Raw genomic sequence first — 17,354 nt, forward strand, 5'->3', positions numbered from 1 at the left:
GTGGAGCCGTTTGGGGTGGCCATCGGGGCTCAGGACGGCCGGAGGCAGCCCACAACGTCACGTTCGAACTGCTTGAGTACGGCATCTTGCGCGATGTGACGCTCAGCGAAAGCGCGGGCGTTGGCGCCGAATTCAAAGCGCAAGCGTGGATTGCTGGCAAGCGATTCGATGGCTGCGGCCAATGGTTCCGGCTTCTCGGGCTCAACCACCAGCCCGCAGTTGAGCACTACTCGACCGAGTTCGGTGTCCTTGTGCGCAGTCGCTACCACAGGGCGACCGCTGCTGAGCATGCCCGTCAACTTGGATGGCATGACCAGATCGGCCGCATCCGCGCGTTGTGGCAACAGGTGAATGTCGGCAAGGCCAAGCAGGTCGCCCAAGCGCTCCACCGGTTGCAAGTCCAGAAAACGCACATTGGGCAAGTCCTTGCAACGCTCTTCGAGCACAGCCCGGCCTGGGCCGAAACCGCAGAACACGAACTGGATTGCCGTGTTGCTCTTTAGCATCAGCGCCACGTCCGCGAGGATTTCGAGACCTTGCTTGCCGCCCATGTTTCCTGAATAGAGCGCCACCACGGCATCGGCCGGAATGCCAAGCTCACTGCGATACGGGCTGGCTGACGCGAGCGGTCGGATCGACGAAACGTCAGCCCAATTGGGCAACGACACCAGTCGTTCGGGATCCACACCTTTGCTTGCCGCACGTTGCAGCATGCGCTGCGAAATGGTGGATATTCGGTCAAATCGACGCAGCAGCCAGCGCTCGACGCCTGTTACCCAATCTCGCAGGCGGTCGCCGCGCAAGAGGCCGAGGTCAAACGCAGCATCGATTTCAAAATCCTGGATGTGAAGCCACGCACGTGCGCCGCGCAGGCGAGCGAACAGCAATGCGGCAGGTGCGCAAACCAGCGGCGGCTCGGTCATCCATACAACATCGGGACGCCAGCGCCATTGTGCGAAAAGGCTGGGAAGGCTGGCTAATGCAAAGCTGCCCAGATGCAGTAGCCGCGTCACGCCCGATACCTTTCGGGGAACCCAGACCGGCGTGCGGAACACTGTCACGCCGCGCCAGGTCTCGCGTTGAAAGCGCATCGCGCTGTAGCCCTGCCAGACGGCCCAGTCGGGATAGTAGGGCGGTGCAGTGACGACGCGCACATCGTGACCGGCTGCGGCAAGCCAGGCTGCCATCTCGCCGGTGTACTTGCCGATGCCCGTCAGCTCAGGTGCGAAATTGATGCCGTAAAGAAGAATTTTCAAGCGTGTCGGGTCTGAGTGACGCCGCTCTCCGTCGTCGACGAAATTTCGCCGGAACTGACGATGCGCACGAGATTGGCAGCCACGGTTTCGATGCGAAAACGTTGCTCGAAGCAACGACGCGCATGTACGCGCATCTGCTGGATTTCGGTAGGCGACGCCGCGAGCCATCGCGCCAGCAGACGCTCGGTCCCCTCTGGCGTATCGGACTCGACCATGCCAGCGCCATCGGCAACGATCTCGCGCCAGATATTGACCTTGTCCGAGATGAATGCCGGCCGTCCGCAGGCCAACGCCTCCGCCACGGCGACACCAAAGTTCTCTTGATGCGACGGCAGGCAGAACATTTCGCTGGCGTAGAAGGCGCCCCATTTGAGGTCGCCCGACAGCATGCCCGTCCAAGTCACCCGATCGGAGATACCCAACTCGGCAACCCGCCGGCCCAGTTGCTCAGCCCAACCGCCCTGGTCAGGCCCGGCCATCACGAGATGTGCGTCAGGCGATCCGGCGCAGGACTTGGCAAATGCCTCGATCAACAAGTCGCAGCCCTTTTTTTCGTGGATGCGACCGAGAAACAAGGCGAGACGCTTCCCGCGCAACGCCGGGTACGCCGTCAGAAAGGCCTCGGACAACCGGGACTGGTCATTGGCCGGCGGTTCCGAAGTGCCGAATGAACTGATGGCCTCGTTGCACTTGTAGAGCCAGAACGACTCGCGTGCGAGCAGGCGCTCGTCGTCGCAGGTGAACAGAACGGCCTTGGCATCGCGCAACACGCGGTACTCGCCCCAGGGCCAGTAAAGCCATTTCTTCAAGTGCTTGAGCGGGTAGCGCCGCTTGAACCAGGGGTCCAGCATGCCGTGTGTGAAAACGTAGTAGCCGGGGGCGGTGTCGCGCAATGCGCGCCAGGCTGCCAACCCGATGTATTGCCACAATCCGTTGATGATCACGGCGTCGTAGTTGCCGGCATGCTGTCTCAGCCACGGAGCGAGCGCTTCGCAGTAGCCATACGTTCCCCGGACGGGTCCGAGAGCGTGGATGCGGCCAGGGTAGTTCAGCACCGGCTCGAAGTCGGGCGCATCGAGGCACAAGATATCGCCCTGGTGCCCCAAGGCTTGCAACGCACCATGGATGCGCAGCAGTCCTTCGATCGGTCCGCCACCACGGGGGTCGATCGATGCAATGATGTGAAGAAATTTCAACGGATCCTCCGGCTCGAAGCTGCACGAGATGGAAATATTTCAAGCGTCGGATAACGCAATGCGGCGAGCGCAAATGCCAATGCGAAGCCGAGCAGGGCATTGGCCGAGAGTTGTCCGATGGCGGACCACGTCAACAACGCAATTGCCAGCGAGACCCAGAGCAGGAGCGGATAGATGATGGCACGGCGTATCGCAATAACCAGGCTTCTGTACAAGCCCAGGCCCATCACGATCAACTTCATGGCGGTGTAGAGACCGCCAACCGCGCCGCCCTCCAGCAATACGCGACCCGCTTCCGCCTCGGCCAAGGTAAAGCCAGCAACCCCGCTACGGACGTATCCCGCAAGATTCGACAATTGGCCAAATCCCACGCCTAGAAAGGACAGCTGGTCATAGACAACAGGTTCACCCGCAAAGACGACAAGGAGTCGCGCCCAGAAGTTCTCTGTTTCGGCGGCCTCACCGAATCGTTGTTGCGTGTTTTCAATTGCTGTCTGGAAAATGATCGCAAGAATTGCAATTGCCCCAAGCACCAGCAGCAGTGTGAGCAAGGCCCGGGCCTTGTCCGCGGCTTTGGAGAAAACGAGGCGCCCCAGCAGATAGATCGCAACCATGGCGCCCGAGAAGATCACGGCGCTGCGCGCGCCACTCACGATGGACTCGGTGACCAATGCGGTAAATGCGGCCACGGCAAGAAACACGTGCGACAAGCGTCTCTTGCGAGCTGCAACAACGGCAAGCGCTACGGGGATAACCAAGCTGAGAAAGGTCGAAAAGCCCGCCGTGAAACTGAACGTTGCAGTGGTTCGCACGACGCCCGCGATCACGATGAATACTTCGTCATCGACGCTGTCAACTTCGGTGTTGATGCGTGCGCCAGGGGGCGACGCATACTGCAGGACGACCAACGGGGCAAGCAATATCAGCAAGACCGTCGATGTCAGCATTGCCGCACGGAAGTCAGTCTCAGTCATGGACGCAGCGGCCGCAAAGCCGAACCAGACGTACAGCAACCAGAAGCGCAGCCCGATCAGGAACACCACCGGATTGCTGTCATTCAGGATGACCTGCAGCAAGCCCCACGCAATGACGCAGCAGGTCCATGCCACAAGCACGGCTGTCTGATTCTTGTAGGTCCGAAGATGCCCGCTCTTCCAGGCATGAAAGATCAGGTAGAGGGCCATCGCATCGCGCAACAGGATCATCGGCAGCGTGGCTGCTGACGTGCCCCATTTGCGCACGGCACCTTCGAACACCACGATGAGAAGCACGCCGATGAACAGGCGGCCTGTGCGACTGAGCGCGGGCCGCGCCATCGAAAGCGGCATTCGCGCCGCGAGAGCGTTCATTGCAAGTACTCCTGCAACACACTACCGGCTCGCGCGCGATATCGCTCCCATGTGAATTCTTTCGATGCGACCAGCGCCGGCGCGCGGGCGCGCTGCAAACGCGCCGGATCGCTGACCAGTTCGCGGAGCATGTCATGCAATGCGTCGCCGTTGGGCTCGACCACCCATCCGCTCTCGGGAAAGGCTTCCACAACGGCCTTCGCTCCCGTCTGGGTCGACACCAGCGCCGGCGTTCCGCAGGACATCGCTTCTGCGACAACCATTCCGAACGAGTCCGATCGCGAGGGCAACAGCAGGCAATCAGCGCCGGCCATGAACTCGAAAAGCTGGCTCTGCGGAACGCTCGGATGGTAGTGCGCGCCCGGCGTGTTCTGAACTGCCGCCAGAAGTTCATGGTCGCCCACGCCGCCCACGAAATTCAATTCGTACTTGAATCCCTCCGCATGCAGGCGAGTGAATGCGGAGAGGATAAGGTCGATTGACTTCCCAAGCGTCAGCTGCCCGGCGAATATGAATCGCGCGGGCCCGTCCTTGCGCATGGAGGTGATCGGCGTCACCAGCTTGGGATCTGCACCTAGCAACAATGGCTTGAGCCGGCTGCGTTCGACGCCGTTGGCCGCGTAGCTGTCCGCGGCAAGGGGCGAGCAGGTCAGGATCAAGTCGGCCATCGCGATCTCGACATCCTTGCGTCGGTTCACTTCCGCAGTGTACGGCGTGTACGGTGGCGCCAGTTGCTCAGCACGCGTCTTGTGGTGGAACGCAGCAGCATCCAGAATGCATCGCGCACCGACCGACTTTGCCGCGGCAAACGTGTGGTACGCCGCGTTCTCGTAAGCGACGACGACCTTCGGGCGCAACGCCACGATGCGCTTTGCCGCCCAAGCGTCAAAGCCGTGAAAGAGTCGATGAAGCCGGTCACCCGGGTGGCCGCTTTTCACGCGCATCGATGCCTGCTGCAACACCTGAAATCGAATCGGGTGGACACGAAGCGCGGCGGGAATGCCAACGCGGCGTACCCGCTTGCGGAAGTGCTCCGGAAGCCACCACGCGAGCGCCTCCGCATCTTCCGCTACAGGGACACCGGACCAGAAGGCCTGAAGCAGGTTCCTCTCGTGCAAAGCCAGTGCGAGCTGGTGCGAGTGTTGGAGGCCTGGATGCGTGACGAGAACAGATCGTGTCATCGCCGTGTTTGAGCGTGATTCAATCAACTGCGGTTCTTTGCGCGGGGCATCGGCCGTGCCGAACTCGTCGGGCAAGGCGTATCGCTGCTCGCCGCGAACGGCGCTCGTGCTCATCATTGACTCGCTTGTCTGCTGGCTTGCTGGTGGGGCGAATGGTGCATGCGTCGCGACGTCACGCCTCAGGCGATGGCTTCCTCGCCTTGCAGCGAGCGCTCGAAGTCCAGGTACGCGAGTTCGATGCCGGTGCGCAAGGATGTCGTGGCTTGCCAGCCAAGCTGCCGGATCTTCGATACGTCAAGAAGCTTGCGAGGTGCACCATCTGGTTTGCTGGGGTCGGTCTGGATGCGGCCTTTGTAGCCGACGACATCACTGACCAGCGCTGCGAGTTCTGCAATCGTCAAGTCTTCGCCTGTTCCGACGTTGACGTGACTTTCCATGACATGAGTGTGGCGACGATATTCCTCGGCCGGCAGGCGCATCACATGGATTGACGCACTGGCCATGTCGTCCACGTACAGGAACTCGCGCCGGGCGGATCCCGTTCCCCAGATAACTACAGCGGGTGCATCGGCCAGCTTGGCCTCGTGGAACCGGCGAAGCATTGCCGGCAGGACGTGGCTGTTCTGGGGGTGGTAGTTGTCGCCTGGGCCGTAGAGGTTCGTTGGCATGACGCTGCGGTAATCAGTGCCGTACTGGCGGTTGTAGCTCTCGCAAAGCTTGATGCCGGCGATCTTTGCAATCGCATATGGCTCGTTGGTGGGTTCCAACTTTCCGGTTAGCAGGACCGCTTCGGTCATCGGCTGCTCAGCCAATTTGGGATATATGCAACTCGAACCAAGAAACATCAATTTTCGCACACCCGCGCGCCATGCTTCATGCACGACATTGGTTTGCACCATCAAATTGGAGTAAATGAACTCGGCGGGATAGGTGTTGTTTGCATGAATGCCGCCGACGCGGGCGGCCGCCAAATAGACTTGATCAGGTCTTTCCTCGGCGAAAAAGCGGCGAACGGCCGACTGATCGGTCAGGTCGAGTTCGTCATGTGTGCGGGTGATGATGGTTTTGAAGCCCCTGCGTTGGAGGTTTCGCACGATCGCGCTTCCGACCATTCCGCGATGGCCGGCGACATAGATGCGTTCTTGAGATTCGTTCATGGTGTGTCGAGCGGCACGTGCCGCAAATAGGAGTCAATGTCAGCGGCCGTTGACGAAGCCGGGAGATCTTGGCAGGTTCCGGGGTTGAGCCAACTACGTCTTTGCTGTGAAGAAGGCATTCGGAGGCGTGTTCAATGACTTTCGGCACGAATGTTTCGGTTTGCGCGCCGATGGGGTGATCGCGAATCGAATGAGAAAGACCCCTTGAACTTCCGACGACCAGCTCGATCGTCAGTCATTCAACGCGAGCCATCCCCTGTGACAACTGCACTCACCGTCTTCAGCAGGATCCTGATGTCGAGCCAGAGGGACCAGTTGTCTACATATTCGGCGTCGAGTTCCACGCGCTTGGCGTAAGGCAACCTGTTGCGGCCGCTGACTTGCCAAAGGCCCGTGATCCCGGGGCGCATCTGGCAGTAGTGCGGCCAGTTCTTGCCGTACAGGCTGCGTTGGCGTTCCATGCAGGGGCGCGGGCCGACAAGGCTCATATCTCCCTTCAGGACATTCCAGAACTGAGGCAATTCGTCCAGGCTGAGTTTGCGGATGAATTGGCCGATCGGCGTAATCCTGGGGTCCTTCTCGAGCTTCTGGAAGGTGTCCCATTCGATTCGTGCCACTTCGTTGCGACTCAGATACTCTTCGAGGACCTGCTCGGAGTTGCGCAACATGGACCGAAATTTGTAAAAGCGAAAACGTGTCCCACCTGCGCCGAGCCGGTTTTGCCAGAAGTGGATGGGCCGGCCCATGCTGATCAGCACAGCCACCGCGACGACGAGGTAGATGGGTCCGAACAACGCGAAGAAAACCAATGCCCCCGCGATGTCGAGCGTACGCTTTGCCGCGCGTTCGAGCGTGCTGAGGCGCCGCGGCAGGGGTAGCGGCGTTTGTGGCGGCGAGCCGCTCCCACCTGGCAGGAGGCGAGGGGCTACGGGGCCATGGGCGGCGGAATCGGAACGAAACATCAAAAAATCCCCTGGAACGGCACTGCTTCACCGAAGGCAACAGTGTAACGCTTTACTACTATTGGCAAGAATTTGAACACATTTGAGCTATGCCGTCTTGTCGGCAAAAGTCGTAAGCCATCCGATGAAGGAAGTTGCTTACCCGCTCTCAAACGGTGGTTCAACACCTGCACATGCGCTGCAAAAACAGCTGATGAACTGTAAGCCTTTGGCCTGACACATCCGTAACATGGCTCGCCGCATATGTTGTCTTTACACGCCGAATTTCACGAAATCTCACAAGAAGCCTTGCCGGGTGAAATTTTCCGATCAGCCTGGATGCGCTTGGTACTCGCCAGTTCGCCGGGAATCAGAAAAAAGCCCCTTGGCGCCAGCAATAGGCCGCCAAGGGGCTTGTGAGCCAGAACAACAGGCCCGCATCACGCCAAGGCGTTGCCTCGCGTCGTTGGCTCTTCGAAGGGCAGGATGACCTGGGAGAGATCCTTGCGCGTTTCGACCAGCACCAGCGGACCTTCGTCGAGGACGACTGCTGGCCGGCGTTCCCGCGGAACGTGAATCTGCTTTGGCTCGGCGGCCATTGCGGCTTGGGCCTGTGCAATCCGCTGCGCGTCGGAGTTGACCCACTGCAGGCCGGATTCTTCGGCGATCTGGGCCAGCTGTGAGATCGGCAGCTCGAAGGGCGTAACCTTGGGCAGACCGGCGCTGGGAGTCGTTGCAGGCCCAGGCTTCACGCGGGGCTCGACGGGCGTTGCTTCTGGCAGGGAGGCCTCGTGCCGCACGGGGGGGACGACGGCTTCGATGGAGCCAACCGGTTTTTCCTCGCGGTTGGCAACTGGCACTGCAGCGGCAGACGCAGGCGCAGGCACATCGGTGGTGGGCGCTTCGACGATGCCATCGACGCTTTCGCGTGGGGCCCGGTCTCGGCGATCGCGGCCGTAACGGTCGCGTGAACGCGGACGGCGCTCCTCGCCTTCAGGCGCTTGTACAACGAAGGGTTCCTCGATCGTCGTGCCTGTGCGCATGGGCGGCTGCGAACCATCCCCTTGAGGCGTGTCATTCGTGGCCACCCCGTCTGGTCGACGATCACGGCGGCCTTCACCGCGGTCGCGATCTTCGCTGCGCTCACGACCGTCACCGCGCTCACGGCGTTCGCCGCGTTCACTGCGTGCTCGAGGCTGTCGCTCGACCGCAGCCGAATTCTCCTCGCCGCCAACCTGCCCCATTGCGACTTGGCCGCCCTCGACTGCCGTTGCAACGGGCAGCGCACGCGAGTCGGTTTCGCGCCGTTCGCCACGGCCTCCCCGGCGTTCGCCGCCCTCACGTGGCGGACGCGGTTCACGCTGCTGTTGCGTTTCGCGTGGCTCGCGCGCCTCGCGCACCGGCGCTTCTGCGCGTGCGCCTTCAGGGCGCCCTTCACGGCGCTCTCCGGGACGCCCGTTGCGACGGTCACCGTCACGACCGCCGCGACCGCCGCGACGCTGTTCGCCGTCACGTCCGCCACGACCTTCACTGCCTTGACGGCCATCGCGGCCTTCCCGGCGTGGTTGCCGAGGCGCTTCTTCCGCCGCGACAGCCGGGGTGGGCGCTGGCGCGGGTATCGGCGCCGGGGCTGGTGACCCGCCAAAGAAACTCTTGAGCTTGGCGAAGAACCCGGTTTCGGCAGGAGCCGGCAGTGCGGCAGGCACGACCGCTGGCGCGGCGGCGACGGGTGCGGGGGCACGCACAGGTTCCGGCTTTGGCACAGCGACGGGCGCGGGTGCATCGGGCAGCACGCCCTTGATCACCGGCGTTTGCTTGTTGGTTGGCTCTTGCGACCGGCGCGTCACCGAAGTCGGGTCTTCGAACTCGTCCGCCATCTTGTAGCTGGCGTCGATGTGGTCGAGACGCGGATCGTCGTGCTTCAGGCGTTCGAGCTTGTAGTTGGGCGTCTCGAGCGTCTTGTTGGGCACCATCAGCACGGTGACACGTTGCTTCAGCTCGATCTTGGCGATTTCCGGGCGCTTTTCGTTGAGCAGGAAGGAGGCAACTTCTACTGGCACCTGCACGTGCACTGCGGCCGTGTTGTCCTTCAGGCACTCCTCCTGGATGATGCGCAGAATCTGCAGCGCGCTTGATTCCGTGTCGCGGATGTGGCCGGAGCCGCCGCAACGCGGGCAGGGGATCGACGAGCCTTCGCTCAGCGCCGGCTTCAGGCGCTGGCGGCTCATTTCCATGAGGCCGAACTTGCTGATCGAGCCGAACTGTACGCGGGCGCGGTCCTGGCGCAGCGCGTCGCGCAGGCGGCTCTCGACTTCGCGGCGGTTCTTGGACTCGTCCATGTCGATGAAGTCGATGACGATCAGGCCGCCCAGGTCGCGCAGGCGCATCTGACGGGCCACTTCGTCGGCGGCTTCGAGGTTGGTGCGGGTGGCGGTTTCTTCGATGTCGCCGCCCTTGATGGCGCGGGCCGAGTTCACGTCGACCGAAACCAACGCTTCGGTGTGGTCGATCACGATCGCGCCGCCGCTGGGCAGTTGCACCGTGCGGGCATAGGCCGATTCGATCTGGTGCTCGATCTGGAAGCGGCTGAACAGGGCAGCGTCGTCGCGGTAGCGCTTCACGCGGGCGGCATGCTCGGGCATGACGTGCGCCATGAACTGCTGCGCCTGGTCGTAGATGTCGTCCGTGTCGATCAGGATGTCGCCGATGTCGTGATTGAAGTAGTCACGGATCGCGCGAATCACCAGCGAGGACTCCTGGTAGATCAGGAAGGCGCCCTTGCCGCCCTTGGCCGCGCCGTCGATGGCGCTCCAGAGCTTGAGCAGGTAGTTCAGGTCCCATTGCAGCTCGGGTGCCGAACGGCCTATGCCGGCCGTACGAGCGATGATGCTGGCGCCCTTCGGGTACTCCAACTGGTCCATTGCCTCCTTCAGCTCGGCCCGGTCTTCGCCCTCGATGCGGCGCGAGACGCCACCACCGCGCGGGTTGTTCGGCATCAGCACGACGTAGCGGCCGGCCAGCGAAATGAAGGTGGTCAGCGCCGCGCCCTTGTTGCCGCGTTCTTCCTTCTCGACCTGCACGACCAGTTCCTGGCCTTCGCGGATCGCTTCGTTGATGCGTGCCGAACTGGCCGACACGCCCTCTGCGAAGTACTGCTTGGAGATTTCCTTGAACGGCAGGAAGCCGTGGCGGTCTTCGCCGTAGTCGACGAAGCAGGCTTCCAGCGAGGGCTCGACGCGCGTGACGACGGCCTTGTAGATGTTGCCCTTGCGCTGCTCGCGCCCTTCGATTTCGATTTCGTAGTCGAGGAGCTTCTGTCCGTCGACGATGGCCAGGCGGCGTTCTTCGGCCTGCGTGGCATTTATCAGCATCCGCTTCATGATGCGTTGTCCTTGTTTCTATCGTTTTACCGGCCCATGACGGGCGCACGATGCACGGACGACGCTTGCGAAACGAGGGGAATTGCCGCTTGATCCCGCTGGTCCTGGCCGTTCGCGCGCAAGCGCGGGCGGCCTACATATGAGCGTCAGCTCAACAAGGACAGTGGGGGTGGGGGCGCGTGGATGGGCGCGAGCCAGATGCGGTGTTGAGGCGCTATCTTTTTGATAGCTGGGTGCGCAATGATGTCGCGCTCTGCGGGCGACTCAATGTTTGCGGGCGCGGGCATCAGCCAGCGCAAGCACATTTGAATCAGCAGCATCAACACTGGGGGACTCGCTTTGATCCGCAGACAGCCTGTGGGCCTGTCTGCTGGTATTCCGTATCGGTGTTTCGTTGGGCGTCGGCTTGACTTGGACGCTGCGCTTGCCGCCGTACGCTCTTGCGTTGGGCCTGCAGGCGACGCGCCAAAGCGGCATCGACCTCACAGCGCAAACATGAGTGCTCTAAACTTCTGTTTTATCAAGCACTTACACGACCGCGCTGGTGAAAAACATTATAGGTGCGAAGCCCGACCCCGAAGCGGCAGAAGTCAGGTTTTTGACGGTTGATGACGAATCTGCCGGTCAGCGACTCGACAATTTTTTGTTCCGCCATCTGAAGGGCGTTCCCAAGACCCATGTCTACCGGATCATCCGGTCGGGGGAGGTGCGCATCAACAAGGGGCGTGTGCAGGCTGAGACGCGCATCGAGGCGGGCGACGTGCTGCGGCTGCCGCCGGTGCGTGTTTCGGCCCGGTCCGAGGAAGGCGCCACGCCGCCCGCGCCGGCGCGCGAATTTCCCCTGCTGTATGAAGACGACGCGATGCTGGCCATTGACAAGCCGGCCGGCGTCGCGGTTCACGGCGGCAGTGGCGTAAGCTTCGGGGTCATCGAGCAATTGCGGACCGCGCGACCCGGCGCGAAATTCCTCGAACTCGTTCACCGGCTGGACCGGGAAACCTCCGGCGTATTGCTGGTGGCCAAGAAGCGCAGTGCCCTGGTCGCGCTGCAGGACCAGTTTCGAGAACGGGAGACCGGCAAGACCTACTTGGCGCTGGTGGACGGCGAATGGCCCGCTTCACGGAAGGTGCTCGACGCTTCCCTCGCCAAATACCTGCTGCCCGACGGCGAGCGCCGCGTGCGCGTGGTCGCCAAGGAGCATGCGGATGCGATGCGCGCCGTGACGCTGGTCCGTGTCAAGGCACGCATCACGCTGCCGGGCGAGACCCACCCGATGTCCCTGCTGGCCGTGACCATCAAGACCGGCCGCACGCACCAGATCAGGGTGCACCTTGCGTCGGAAGGCCACGCCATCGGGGGCGACGACAAGTACGGCAACTTCGAGCGCAATCGCGCGCTGCAGAAGGCCGGGCTGAAGCGAATGTTCCTGCATGCCTGGCGCCTGCAATTCAACCACCCAACCTCCGGCGAACGAATCGCAGTGCAGGCGATGCTCCCGCCGGAGCTGGCACGCTTGCTGCCTCCGGCCACCGTTCTAGAACTGTCCAGCAATGACTGATTACCGCGACCGCCGCTTCGACTTGATCGCCTTCGACTGGGACGGCACGCTGTACGACTCCACGCAACTGATCGTGCGATGCATCCAGGCGGCCGTGGTGGACGTGGGTGGTGCCCGGCCGTCCGACAAGGACGCGGCCTGGGTCATCGGTCTCGGCCTGGCCGAAGCCCTGGCGAAGGCGGCGCCTGACGTGCCGCGTGAGAAGTACGCCCAGCTGGGGGCGCGCTACCGTCACCATTACATCGGTCATCACGACGACTTGGTGCTCTTCGACGGCGTGCTGCCGATGCTCGATGCGCTTCGTGCGCGCGGCCACAAGCTCGCAGTGGCCACCGGCAAATCGCGGAGCGGCCTGGACGCGGCGCTCGCCACGGCAACCTTGCACGATCGCTTCGACAGTTCCAGGACTGCCGATGAGACGGCCGGCAAGCCGCATCCGCGCATGCTCCTCGAATTGATGGAGGAGCTGGCAGTCCCGCCCGAACGCACGCTGATGATCGGCGACACCACGCACGACCTTCAACTGGCGTTGAATGCCGGCTGTTCCAGCGTCGGCGTGAGTTACGGCGCGCATGAGCCCGACGCCTTCGACGCGCTCAACCCGCTGTTCATTGCCCACTCGGTGGACTCTCTGCAACACTGGTTGCTGACCAACGGATAGGACATCGGGAAGACTGCCCCATGACCGAGCAAGCCATTCCCCTGTGCAACGCTTCCGACCTGGTCGAGGGCGGGCGTGCCGTGCCCTTCGACGTGGTCTTCCGTGGTGAAACCTGCCGCGCCTTCGCCATCCGCTTCGAAAGGCGGCCGCATGCCTTTCTCAACCGCTGCAGCCACGTGGCAATGGAACTCGACTTCCAGCCGGATCGCTTCTTCGACGACACCGGCCAGTGGCTGCTCTGTGCCACGCACGGCGCCGTCTACAAGCCCGACACGGGAGAGTGCGCCGGCGGCCCCTGCCGCGGCGGCCTGGTGAAGATTGCCCTCAGCGAACGTGACGGCGTGGTGCACTGGCATACTGACTGGAACCTTCAACCCCTGGCCTTCTGAGCGGCCTTTGCACATGACTGACCCCACCCGCAAGGAGCCCGAAGGATTCGAGCCCTTTGAATCCACGGCACCCCTCACGGCGTCGCAGGCCGCTGCAAGGAAGGCGGGCCAGGCCGATCCGACGCTGTCCACCGGGTGGGAGCGTGCCACCCTCGAGAAGCTGGCGTTTGCCGCGCTCAATGAGCAGAAGACGGCACGCCGGTGGCGGACCTTCGTGCGGCTCAGTTGGCTGGCGTTCCTGGCCATCGTGCTCTGGTTCGGGATGTCCCGCGGGACACCGACCACCGCCAAGTCGACGGCCCACACCGCAGTCGTCGAGATCAAGGGAGAAATCGCCAACGGTTCCGATGCCAATGCCGAATCCGTCATCGCCTCCATGAAGACGGCGTTCGAGGACGAGGGCGCCAAGGCCGTGGTGTTGCTGATCAATTCGCCCGGCGGCAGCCCGGTGCAGGCTGGCATCATCAACGACGAAATCAAGCGCATGCGGGCCAAGTACAACAAGCCGGTGTATGCAGTGGTCGAGGAGACTTGCGCATCCGCCGCCTATTACATTGCCGCGGCCACGGACAAGATCTTCGTGGACAAGGCCAGCATCGTCGGCAGCATCGGCGTGCTGATGGACGGGTTCGGATTCACCGGTACGATGGAAAAGCTCGGCGTCGAGCGCCGCCTGATCATTTCGGGCGAGAACAAGGGCTTTCTCGATCCGTTCAGCCCGATGAACGACGCCCAGCGCGCCCATGCGCAACAGATGATCGACCAGATCCACGACCAATTCATCAACGTCGTCAAGACGGGGCGCGGCGATCGGCTCAAGCTGCAGACGCCGGGCTTGTTCAGCGGGCTGTTCTGGAGCGGACAGCAGGCTGTCGAACTCGGCCTGGCCGACCAGCTTGGCAACGTCGATTTCGTGGCGCGCGAGGTGGTCAAGGCCGAAGAGGTGATCGACTACACGCGGCGCGACAACGTCGCGGAAAAGCTGGCCAAGAAGTTCGGCGCCGCCATGGGGGATGCCACGGTTCGCGCCCTGCGCCTGTCACCTGGCGTGCGCTGAGCAAGGGGCTCGGAGCAAATCCTTCGCGGGGCGCCCCCTCGCGAGACTGGTTCAGCGTCGTCAGCCGCGCGGCGCCTCGACCCGCCTCGCCGATACCGCGAGCGCGACCGCAAAGCCGACCACCAGCCACAGCGCCCAACCCAGCGAACTGACACGCGCCACGAAGCCGATCACCGGTGGCCCGGCCATGAACCCCAGGTAGGCGGCGGCCGAGACGGCCGCGATGCCGCGCGCCGGATCCACCCCAGGCACCCGTGCCGCAGCCGAGAAAAGGATCGGCACCACGTTGGCAAAGCCGACGCCCACGCCGGCAAATCCGACGAGCGCAAGCCAGGGCTGGCGAGCGACGAGCACGAGTGCCATGGCCACAGCCGCCAGCACCGCACTGCCGCGCAGCAGCACGGCCGGCGCAAAGCGTGCCCGCATGGCATCGCCGCCGAAGCGGGCCGCGGCCATGGCGGCGGAAAAACTCGCGTAGGCGAGGGCGGCCTGGCCCTGCGGACTGCCGAGTTCCTGTTGCAGGTACAGCACGCTCCAGTCGTAGATCGCGCCTTCAGCGATCAGGCCCAGCGCCGCCAGGATGCCGAGGATCACCAACGCACCGCGTGGCAAGTTGAAGCCATCGGCCGCCGGTGCCGCAGAGGAGGTTGCCGCACGCGGCAGCATGTATTGCGACGCCAGCAAGACCGCGAGCGCAGTCGCTCCTGCCACCCAGATCAAATGCGCTTGCGGCGCCATGCCGGCCGCGAGCGCGGCAGCGCCGGTCATGGCGCCAGCCATGCCGCCCAGGCTGAACATGCCATGCATGCCGCTCATCAGCGTGCCGCCATCCAGCAACTCGAGCTTCGCCGCCTCGGTGTTGATGGCCACGTCGAACACACTGGTGGCAATGCCGAACACGGCCAGCAACGCGAGCAGCGCCCCGTAGCCCGGCATGGCGATCAATGCGGCGATCAGCAGGGCGTAGACCGTTCCGCAGATTCGCGCCGTATCACGTGCGCCGTAGCGGCCGATCCAGTGGCCGGCGCGCGACAGGCCGGCCAGGGCGCCGAATCCCGCCGCCAGCAGGGCGAATCCCAGTTGCGCCTCGTCGACGGCATAGTGCGCCTTGACCGTTGGAATATGAACGCCCCAGGTCGCAAAGATGAAGCCCGAGGCGAAGAATTGCGTGCGCGAAGCCCAGCGCGTGCCAATGCCGATCCTGTTGCCCACGGGTCAGCGCCCGATCGCGAAAACTGCCGGCAGGCGGTCTTCGGACTGCCCCGGAGCCGCGCGCCAGCCCTTGATGGTGTCGCTGCGCACCGTTGCGTTTGCCAGCGTCAGGCCGCGTGAAACGGCCAGTCGCGTGTTGTGCTGCAAGGTCTGGAGGAGTGCTTGCTGCAGGGCAGCATTGCGATAGGGCGTTTCGATGAAGAGCTGGGTCTGGCCGGTGCGCAGCGCCAGCGTCTCCAGTTCGCGAATGCGCTGGCTGCGCGCTGCAGGCTCTTGCGGCAGGTAGCCCACGAACGCGAAGTTCTGGCCGTTGAGGCCACTCGCCGCGAGCGCCAGCAAGAGTGACACCGGCCCGGTCAGCGGCACCACCGCGATGCGAAGATCGTGCGCCGCACGGGCAACCGACGAACCCGGATCGGCCACGGCCGGCATCCCCGCTTCGCTCAGGAGACCGATGTCATGGCCGTTCAAGGCGGCCGTCAACAGCGGACGGGCGTCGAACTGTCCGGCGTGGTCCCCCTTCTTGTGCACATCGCGCGGCAGTTCGGTGATCTCTTGCGCCTGCAAGGAGGCCGCGAGCGGCGTGACGGCGTCGATGCGCTTGAGATAGGCGCGCGCGGACTTGGCGTTCTCGCAGATCCAATGGGTGATTGCCGCCGCTTTCTGCAAGGTTCCCAAGGGAAGGGCGTCCTGCAGCGGTGCCTGGACGTCGCAACCGAAATCCAGGGGCGCCGGCACCAGATAGAGCGTGCCCTGCTTCATAGCAGGTCCACGCCCGCGGCGCGCAACATTCGGCAGGTGCGGATCAGCGGCAGGCCGACCAGTGCACTGGGGTCGTCGCTGTCGATCGCTTCGAGCAGGGCAATGCCCAGCCCCTCACTTTTTGCGCTGCCTGCGCAGTCGTAGGGTTGTTCCAGTCGCAAATAGCGTTCGATCGCAGCGTCATCGAGGTTGCGGAACACCACGCGAACCGCGGCGATGTCTTGCTGCGCGAAACCTGCGGCCTCGCACACCACCGCCACTGCCGTCTGGAAGATGAGCGTCTGACCACGCATGCGCTGCAGTTGCGCGGTTGCGCGTTGGTGATCGCCAGGTTTGCCGAGTGATTCGCCAGCCAGGTCGGCCACTTGATCGGAACCGATGACCACGGCCTCCGGAAAGTGCCGGGCGACGGCTCGCGCCTTCTCCAGCGCCAATCGACTGGCAAGGGCGCCGGGGCTTTCACCGGGAAACGGTGTTTCGTCGACTTCGGGCGCGTGCACTTCAAAGGGCAGGCGCAGGCGATTCATCAGTTCACGCCGGTAGCGCGACGTGGAGGCAAGGATCACGGTGCGTTGCATAGCCCCTGATTGTGGGGGACGGGCCGGGCAATCTGTCCTCCTGCTGGGGGCACGCCGTCCCGCGGATTCGTCCTGCATTGGCTTAGACTGGCCGCGATGACCAGAGAATTCGCTCCCCAACGCCTCGATGTGGTCGCCTTTGCAGAAGACGGCGCCACCCTGTCGGGCCGTACGCCCTTGCCTGACTTCACCCGCCTGGTGGCTGAAACCACCGGCATGTCGCCTGGGGCAGAGGTGACATGGACGGCCGAAGGCCAGCAGCGTGCCGGCGTGACGGGCGCCCCGGTGCCGTGGCTGCATCTGGAAGCCGACGTGGTAGTGCCTCTCGCTTGCCAGCGGTGCCTCGCGCCCGTGGACATCGCGTTGACCGTGGATCGCTGGTTTCGTTTCGTCGCGGACGAGGAAACGGCAGTGATCGAGGACGAGGAGTCTGAGGAAGACATCCTGGTGGCGAGCCGCGATTTCGATCTGCACGCCCTGATCGAGGATGAAATGCTGATGGAAATCCCCGTCACGCCTCGGCATGACACCTGTCCGGATGCACCTCCGTTGTCTGCGACAGACGCCGATTTCGACCTTGCCGAAGGTTCCAGGCCCAATCCCTTCGCGGTGCTTGGCAAACTGCGCGGCGGCAAGCCGGAGTAGCTCGATGCGCGGGCAGCTTGGCTCCAACTTCG

At 63.4% G+C, this 17,354-nt stretch carries 15 protein-coding genes; 5 read left to right on the plus strand and 10 right to left on the minus strand.

Annotated features, from left to right (window positions below; translation table 11 throughout):
• Positions 1-29 precede the first annotated feature (29 nt).
• The 7 genes from WKW82_RS20065 to WKW82_RS20095 form a co-directional block, all read right to left on the minus strand.
• Positions 30-1,256 carry a glycosyltransferase WbuB gene (locus WKW82_RS20065; protein ID WP_340344096.1) on the minus strand — a complete coding sequence of 409 codons (1,227 nt, stop codon included), beginning with the start codon at positions 1,254-1,256 and terminating at the stop codon, positions 30-32.
• Entirely contained in the window at positions 1,253-2,452 is a 1,200-nt protein-coding gene (locus tag WKW82_RS20070; RefSeq protein ID WP_340344097.1) for a glycosyltransferase, read from the minus strand. The genes WKW82_RS20065 and WKW82_RS20070 overlap by 4 nt, the downstream gene beginning before the upstream one ends.
• Positions 2,449-3,801 (minus strand): hypothetical protein, encoded by a 1,353-nt coding sequence (locus tag WKW82_RS20075; protein WP_340344098.1) that lies wholly within the window; start codon positions 3,799-3,801, stop codon positions 2,449-2,451. Before WKW82_RS20075 ends, WKW82_RS20070 begins: the two co-directional genes overlap by 4 nt.
• Positions 3,798-5,096 carry a glycosyltransferase family 4 protein gene (locus WKW82_RS20080; RefSeq protein WP_340344099.1) on the minus strand — a complete coding sequence of 433 codons (1,299 nt, stop codon included), beginning with the start codon at positions 5,094-5,096 and terminating at the stop codon, positions 3,798-3,800. The genes WKW82_RS20075 and WKW82_RS20080 overlap by 4 nt, the downstream gene beginning before the upstream one ends.
• 65 nt (positions 5,097-5,161) lie before the next feature.
• Complete coding sequence (gene fcl, locus WKW82_RS20085) at positions 5,162-6,139, minus strand: GDP-L-fucose synthase (protein ID WP_340344100.1); 978 nt, start codon at positions 6,137-6,139, stop codon at positions 5,162-5,164.
• 239 nt (positions 6,140-6,378) lie between these two features.
• The gene (locus WKW82_RS20090; RefSeq protein ID WP_340344101.1) at positions 6,379-7,101 is read right to left on the minus strand and encodes a sugar transferase; all 723 of its coding nucleotides are present in this window, start codon (positions 7,099-7,101) and stop codon (positions 6,379-6,381) included.
• A 419-nt stretch (positions 7,102-7,520) separates the two neighbouring features.
• Entirely contained in the window at positions 7,521-10,460 is a 2,940-nt protein-coding gene (locus tag WKW82_RS20095; RefSeq protein ID WP_340344102.1) for an Rne/Rng family ribonuclease, read from the minus strand.
• Positions 10,461-11,004: 544 nt separating this feature from the next.
• On the opposite strand from WKW82_RS20095, the gene WKW82_RS20100 reads away from it, so the two are divergent.
• Genes WKW82_RS20100 through WKW82_RS20115 form a run of 4 tightly spaced genes read left to right on the plus strand, consistent with a single transcriptional unit; the run spans position 11,005 to position 14,125 of the window.
• On the plus strand, positions 11,005-12,018 hold the full coding sequence (locus WKW82_RS20100; protein ID WP_340344103.1) for an RluA family pseudouridine synthase: 1,014 nt from the start codon (positions 11,005-11,007) through the stop codon (positions 12,016-12,018).
• The gene (locus WKW82_RS20105; protein ID WP_340344104.1) at positions 12,011-12,679 is read left to right on the plus strand and encodes an HAD family hydrolase; all 669 of its coding nucleotides are present in this window, start codon (positions 12,011-12,013) and stop codon (positions 12,677-12,679) included. Before WKW82_RS20100 ends, WKW82_RS20105 begins: the two co-directional genes overlap by 8 nt.
• A 20-nt stretch (positions 12,680-12,699) precedes the next feature.
• Complete coding sequence (locus tag WKW82_RS20110) at positions 12,700-13,068, plus strand: Rieske (2Fe-2S) protein (RefSeq protein ID WP_340344105.1); 369 nt, start codon at positions 12,700-12,702, stop codon at positions 13,066-13,068.
• A gap of 13 nt (positions 13,069-13,081) precedes the next feature.
• Positions 13,082-14,125: a S49 family peptidase gene (locus WKW82_RS20115; protein WP_340344106.1), complete on the plus strand. Its 1,044-nt coding sequence runs from the start codon at positions 13,082-13,084 to the stop codon at positions 14,123-14,125.
• A gap of 60 nt (positions 14,126-14,185) precedes the next feature.
• On the opposite strand, the gene WKW82_RS20120 is transcribed toward WKW82_RS20115, so the two are convergent.
• From WKW82_RS20120 to WKW82_RS20130, 3 genes are read right to left on the minus strand one after another with little or no spacing between them, the layout of a single operon-like run.
• The gene (locus WKW82_RS20120; RefSeq protein ID WP_340344107.1) at positions 14,186-15,337 is read right to left on the minus strand and encodes an MFS transporter; all 1,152 of its coding nucleotides are present in this window, start codon (positions 15,335-15,337) and stop codon (positions 14,186-14,188) included.
• A gap of 3 nt (positions 15,338-15,340) precedes the next feature.
• The gene (locus WKW82_RS20125; RefSeq protein ID WP_340344109.1) at positions 15,341-16,099 is read right to left on the minus strand and encodes an SAM-dependent methyltransferase; all 759 of its coding nucleotides are present in this window, start codon (positions 16,097-16,099) and stop codon (positions 15,341-15,343) included.
• Positions 16,096-16,677, minus strand: coding sequence for a Maf family nucleotide pyrophosphatase (locus WKW82_RS20130; protein ID WP_340344110.1), 582 nt, complete (start codon positions 16,675-16,677; stop codon positions 16,096-16,098). Before WKW82_RS20130 ends, WKW82_RS20125 begins: the two co-directional genes overlap by 4 nt.
• A gap of 96 nt (positions 16,678-16,773) precedes the next feature.
• Between WKW82_RS20130 and WKW82_RS20135 the strand changes: the two genes are divergently transcribed.
• Positions 16,774-17,322 carry a YceD family protein gene (locus WKW82_RS20135; protein WP_340344111.1) on the plus strand — a complete coding sequence of 183 codons (549 nt, stop codon included), beginning with the start codon at positions 16,774-16,776 and terminating at the stop codon, positions 17,320-17,322.
• Positions 17,323-17,354 lie beyond the last annotated feature (32 nt).

It is taken from the genome of Variovorax rhizosphaerae, assembly GCF_037889975.1.
Lineage (GTDB): Bacteria > Pseudomonadota > Gammaproteobacteria > Burkholderiales > Burkholderiaceae_C > Variovorax > Variovorax rhizosphaerae.